The sequence below is a fragment of the Sodalis-like endosymbiont of Proechinophthirus fluctus genome, from assembly GCF_001602625.1.
Lineage (GTDB): Bacteria > Pseudomonadota > Gammaproteobacteria > Enterobacterales > Enterobacteriaceae.
In genome coordinates this window covers 16,502-21,597 of the sequence record NZ_LECR01000086.1, presented here as the reverse complement: position 1 = coordinate 21,597, position 5,096 = coordinate 16,502, and the positions used below count along the sequence as shown (strand labels likewise).

Sequence of the window (5,096 nt, the reverse complement as noted above, 5' to 3'; positions counted from 1 at the left end):
AGGAGCAACACTTTGGCGATTTCAAGTGTGGCGGCGGTTAGTCCGGAGTTTGGTGCTTTTTGCTTTGGCCGCTTTATCTGTCGCTATTTGGTGGCTGCCGAACACTTTTCGCCTCAGCAGGATCTTTGGCGCTGCTCTTGGGCGCACCCGCTACGATTTTACTCTTCGCCATTTTAGACAGCAGCGGCCTTGTCACCGCCGCTGTTTGGACGCAGGTGCAGTGTTCTTCGCATTGGCGCTGTCATCCGGAGACGGGTAAGGCGCCTGGTCCCATTGCCGCCGCCTTTTGAGGCCGCATTGTTCTCACCTTGAGGTTGCGACGTATTGGCGACAGGGTTGATGGGTTGTTAGGTATCGCCGGCTACCTGCTGCGTTTGACTGCCAGGTATCATCCTGCACAGGGACAGGGGCCGCGTTCCATCATCTGCCTGTGCCGATATTGACGATACTAATAGTTCGCACCACCAGATAGTTCGCGCTACCAGAATTCCATTCCCACCACCCTGTTTCCCGTTTTACGCATAGTTCCTCCACGTGATCAATGAATCTTTTTCACCTCACTATATGATGATAGCATATGAAAAATTCAGTAATAAACTATTTTATTTAAAATTTTTAAATGTTTTCTCATTCCTATTTCCATGTGCGGCGCATGCTGCGTTCTCTGGAGGCTGTATAGAGCGTCCGCCGTCATTACGCGTACCGGCCACGAACATTGCACGCTCGTGGCCGGCAAAGGGAAATAACGCCGCGTTAGGGGTAGGCTAGGACCGCACTTCGCCAGCAAAGAAGTCGCCGTGCTACAAGTTAGCTGCACTCTGGTCGCATAGCATGAGGCGTTAACGGTCCGGACCTGGGCGAGAGTAAGCGACGCTCAAGCCGACTGTGGGCCTGGGGCGGATGCATAGGCGAATATTTTCGTTTATATGCGCGCAATTTTATGCTATCGGGTAAACAAAATAATCACCATCGGAACGGCACATCGTCTGGGAGCAACGCGTGTCATGTTGCTCGATTCGGGCGAGCTGGGTAATGAAGCTGCCATCAAATGCCATTGTTTGGGGGTAAAGGTGATCGCCGTCGATCACTATACTGATACCTCGGCGATGCACACCGCGCATCGCTACCACGTCATTAAGAGGCATCCGCCGGCTGGCTGGCGGCAGAAACGCTGGCCCTTCCCACCTTGCGCTATCGCTTTGCCGCCTATGTGGCAGCGATAGACTAGGCAATATCGGCTATCACTACCCTTTTATCATCAAGCCCGTCATGAGCTCTAGCTCCTCCTGTAAAGGGCAAAGCCTGGTGCGTGAAGCGACGCAGCTGGATGCGGCTTGGCGCCCACGCCAGCTGTGGAAATGTTATCGTTGAAGGGCAGGCTGGTGGTATTTGGTTTTGAAATCACCCTGTTGACCATCAGCGCCGTGGACAGCATCCATTTCTGTACGCCCATCGGCAGAAAGACGGCGGACTACTGGGAATCGTGGCAACCGCAGAAAATGATCGCGCTGGCGATTGCCGCTGAAGTAGTGAATGTGCTCGTAGGCCACGGTCTGTTCGGCGCCGAGCTGTTTAGCCAGGAGGACCAAATTTTCAAGTTTTTGAATGACGATGACTGGCACACAACCGGCCCCGAAGTTAGGATGATTTCCGCGCGGGTTTTCCAGTTATTCATGTTTCGCTATCTCCTGTTTACCTTCAATAAATCCACCCGCGCGCGTAAATGCGCGTGGCTGAAAAAATACGAGGCGCGGAAAGTTTATTAACGGCTGGCTATCGCGACGGAGGCCTACAAGCCCCAGTTACCCATATAATAAGGTTTCGGCACGTCATTGTCCGTCTTCCAGACCCCCATAATCGAGTTCACCCATTTCTAGTCTTCTTCCATCTCGTCACGGCGGACGAACAGCGCTTGGATACCGCGCATAGTTTCCAACAGCAGCCGTTCATAAGTATTGGCCGGGTGTTCTTGGTGAATGTTTCTGTAAGGTTCAGATCTAATCTGGTGGTTTGCAGACGATATTTATGATCTAAACCCGGTACCTTGTTTAGGATCTGAATACCCATCCCTTCGTCCGGCTGCAGACGGATGGTCAATTTGTTCTGAAGCAGTTGCTGATAGGAATCACGGAACAGGTTGAGCGCCGGGTTTTTAAAATAAACTACTACTTCGGAACATTTGGTCGGCAAACATTTTCCGTTATGCAGATAAAACGGCACGCCTGCCTAGTACCAGTTGTCGATGTCTACGCAGATGGAAATGAAGGTTTCGGTGCGGCTGTTTTTATTCTCGCCTTCTTCTTCTAAGTCGGTAGTCAGATCCTAGGGCGGCGACATGACTATGTATGGCCAGGATTTACAGAAGATGGCTTTGGATCATGTCACGCATTTGACCAGCTTTATCTAAAGCCACAGCGACCCTTCGATGCCGATTTCCTTGGTGACCGTAATCTGGATATGATCGATGGTGCGGCTATCTCAATTGTAGGAGAAAAGCGAACTAAAGAAACGCAGCGCCAGCAAATTCAGCACGGTCTCTTTGCCCATATAATGGTTGATGCGGTAAACCTGGCTCTCATTAAAATATTCCGCAACCTGATCGTTTATCACCCGGGAAGAGTCCAGATCCGTACTGAGCAGTTTTTCCATCATGACGCGGCCCAGTTCGCCGTTCAGACCTACTTCGCCTAGTCCATTGCAAATTGCTCGAAGATGTTCGACGGCATGGCGAAGTAGTTCACCGTCACCCGCGCCTACTGATCCAGTTTTTCACCTAGTCGACTGATAATGCCTGGTCTCGTTGACATCCAGATTGCAGAAATCCAACCGTGCACTCAAGGTCTTCCCATAATATGTCGTCAACAGGTTAATTCATGAAGGTTTCCAACGCTTCATGCACCACCTTGATACAAGCTTTGACGTCCCAGTCTGTGCTGCCAACTCCGATGATACGGGTTTCCGGACGAAGCGAACCTGCCTTTTCAGCTGATACAACGAGAGCAACAACCTATGCCCGCACCAGATCGCCTTTCGCGCCAAAAATGACCAGATCACAGGACTGGGCTATGGATATAGCCGCCATGTTCTTCTCCTCGTACAGGATTTGTAATTTTATAACATCATTAGAGTATTTTTTGATATCGACCGGAAAAATTCCAAACAAAAATAAAGATATAACTACATATTTTTCATAAATTAAAAAAAATTTTTTCAAAATTTTAACTAATTAAACCACATTGTGGTTATCTTTCCGCTTTGAAAGTTAGACACGAGTCATATTCTGGCAAAAAAACTAAATTCATCCAGTTTCGCTGCCTTTGACTATCGGCTCGTAGTATATTTTATTAAATTGATAATGATTTCTCCTTGTGTGAAATCGGAAAAATCCATGAGCTATTCACTTATAAGCATGCTGTAAAAGATCAATAGTCATCTGGAGTCACTGAGTAAATCCGAATGTAAGGTCACGGAAGTCATCCTGCTCTCCCCCAAACCGCCATCCATTCCAGCATCGCTATCCTCGTGCGCATGGCGGACAGTGAACCAATCATAAACCGTTTTTACTGCCATTTAGGAAGCAACATCCTGATTCTAAATTGCATCTCGCTCAAAGTCTGGCAAACAGGCCGCCGCATGTAAAAACCGTAACGTGGATGAAGATGATAGCGTGAACTCCTACTGCTATGCCCGAAAAATATTTGAGTTCGCAATGGCTAGTCTGGAGCAGGTAAAAACAGCCTGGATATCGCTGCGGTCAGTGTGTGTACTGTGCGGTAGATTTACTTACCCAAGTTAAGAAGATTTCCCTTTTTAGTCTTGGTGCCGCGAAGGCAGTATTGCATGATGCGATGAACAAGTTTTTCCGTTTCAATATCCCGGTAGTGTGCTAGGAGGATATTGTCCTCCAGTGCAGTATGAGCTTTAAGAATTCCAGCGAAGGCGATGTCATGGTGCTAATTCTCATACTGGCCGCATCAAAATGCTGGTAGAACTCTCGGCGCTGGCATGGGAGAATGATGCTACGATTATCACCATCACTTCGCCGCGCTCGTCGATGGCGCTGGGCGTATGGGAAGAGATACCGATATGTTTATACCGATGACATCGTGCCTGACGCAGTTAACCTTGATCGATGTCCTGGCAATGGGCTTTAACGCTGCGCCGCGGCGCAAAATTTCGGGATAATTTGAAGAAGATCAAGTACTACCTGAAGGGATCGCGCTTTGATAAAACAGAACAAGGACTTTAACGAAAGCATCCAGGGGAAACCTTCGCGCCTTCTCCGGCAACCTAGCCGCCACGAAAAAGCTTTTATCAACAGGGATTATCCGCCCCAGGGACCGGCTAAACATCTAGCGCCTCGCCGAAGCAGTCTTTTTGTTGCAACAACACTTTTGCCCAAGTCAATGGAGTTATTCATGTCCAGACAGCTAAGAAGAACCAAAATTGTCACTACTCTCGGTCCTGCCAGCGATCGCGATAATAATCTCGAAAAAGTGATCGCTGCTGGCGCCAATGTCGTTCGCCTCAATTTTTCACACGGCAGCGCGGAAGATCATTTCCTACGTGCGCAGAAAGTGCGCGAAATTTCGGCCCGTCTCGGCCGACACATCGCGATACTCGGCGATTTACAAGGGCCGAAGATCCGAATTTTGAAGTTTCGGGAAGGGAAGATTTTCCTGAACGTCGGCGACAAATTTCTGCTCGATGCGTCATTAGGCCTCGGCGAGGGTGACCGTGAAAAGGTAGGCATTGACTATAAAGGCTTGCCAGACGATGTGGTGCCCGGCGATATTCTGCTACTGGATGATGGTCGCGTGCAGCTCAAGGTACTAGAGGTGCAAGGTATAAGGGTTTACACCGAAGTGACGGTGGGCGGCCTACTGTCCAATAATAAAGGCATCAACAAACTCGGTGGCGGTTTGTCCGCTGAAGCACTAACCGAGAAGGATAAGGCCGATATCATTACCGCTGCTAAAATCGGTGTCGACTACCTGGCGGTGTCCTTTCCCCGTACAGGTGAGGATCTGAACTATGCGCGCCGCCTGGCGCGTGACGCAGGCAGCTATGCCAAAATTGTATCGAAGATCGAGCGC

General features: G+C 49.4%; 3 protein-coding genes and 2 pseudogenes. 4 read left to right on the top strand and 1 reads right to left on the bottom strand.

Translation table 11 applies throughout. The annotated features are described in order from the left end of the window. Nucleotides 1-1,004 precede the first annotated feature (1,004 nt). Nucleotides 1,005-1,223, top strand: coding sequence for a hypothetical protein (locus BG74_RS21220; protein WP_501037427.1), 219 nt, complete (start codon nucleotides 1,005-1,007; stop codon nucleotides 1,221-1,223). 135 nt (nucleotides 1,224-1,358) lie between these two features. Then, nucleotides 1,359-1,766 carry an ATP-grasp domain-containing protein gene (locus tag BG74_RS21215; RefSeq protein ID WP_501037426.1) on the top strand — a complete coding sequence of 136 codons (408 nt, stop codon included), beginning with the start codon at nucleotides 1,359-1,361 and terminating at the stop codon, nucleotides 1,764-1,766. Between the two features lie 23 nt (nucleotides 1,767-1,789). On the opposite strand, the pseudogene BG74_RS08375 reads toward BG74_RS21215, so the two are convergent. Next, nucleotides 1,790-3,082, bottom strand: a pseudogene (locus tag BG74_RS08375) (glucose-6-phosphate dehydrogenase). A gap of 339 nt (nucleotides 3,083-3,421) precedes the next feature. Here BG74_RS08375 and hexR point away from each other — a divergent pair. Together hexR and BG74_RS18155 are read left to right on the top strand one after the other, a co-directional pair. Further along, nucleotides 3,422-4,249 (top strand): annotated as a pseudogene (hexR, locus tag BG74_RS11605) (transcriptional regulator HexR). A gap of 169 nt (nucleotides 4,250-4,418) precedes the next feature. Further along, nucleotides 4,419-5,096 (top strand): pyruvate kinase (locus BG74_RS18155; RefSeq protein ID WP_244267462.1); only part of this gene is annotated, 678 nt, incomplete at its 3' end.